The 817-nt window shown below is 60.2% G+C and carries 1 protein-coding gene; it reads left to right on the top strand.

The features are described 5' to 3' along the window. A partial coding sequence (locus ACWGXF_RS24365) for an IS256 family transposase (protein WP_452102604.1) occupies nucleotides 1-781 on the top strand: 781 nt, incomplete at its 5' end. Nucleotides 782-817: the final 36 nt, after the last annotated feature.

The following is an 817-nucleotide window of genomic DNA, read 5'->3' on the forward strand; positions in this document are numbered from 1 at the left end:
CGATGCGGTCAGCGACGAGGTCAAAGCCTGGCAGGCACGGCCGCTGGAAGCCATCTATCCCATCGTCTACCTGGACTGTATCCATGTGAAGGTGCGCGAGGGCGCGGTACGGGTCAAGGCGGTGTACCTGGCCATCGGCATCAACATGAATGGCGAGAAGGAGGTGCTGGGCCTGTGGCTGGCCCAGACCGAGGGTGCCAAGTTCTGGCTGCAGGTTGTGACCGAACTGCGCAACCGGGGCGTGCAGGACATCTTCATTGCCTGTGTCGATGGGCTCAAGGGCTTCCCTGACGCCATTGAGGCCGTCTTTCCCAAGGCGGTGGTGCAACTGTGCATCGTGCACATGGTGCGCCACAGCCTGAACTACGTCTCGTGGAAGCGTCGCAAAGAAGTGGCCGCCGACCTGCGACGCATCTACACGGCAACCACCGCCGAGGAGGCCGAGCTGATGCTCGGTGAATTCGAGGCCCGCTGGGATGCCGAGTACCAACCCATCGGCCAGTCCTGGCGCAGGAACTGGAGCCGGCTGATTCCGTTCTTTGACTACCCACCCGAAATCCGCAAGGTCATCTACACCACCAACGCCATCGAGTCGGTCAACATGAGCCTGAGGAAGCTGACCAAGAACCGGGGCTCGTTCCCCAGTGACGAAGCGCTGACCAAACTGTTCTATCTGGCCCTGCGCAACATCAGTCAGAAGTGGACCATGCCCATCCGGGATTGGAAGGCTGCGCTGACCCGCTTTACCATTCAGTTCGGAGACCGCATCTCCGTCAATTGAAGTCCGAACCGTTTACACAAAAATTCGGACACGCCC

This window comes from Comamonas sp. HJ-2 (genome assembly GCF_053615495.1).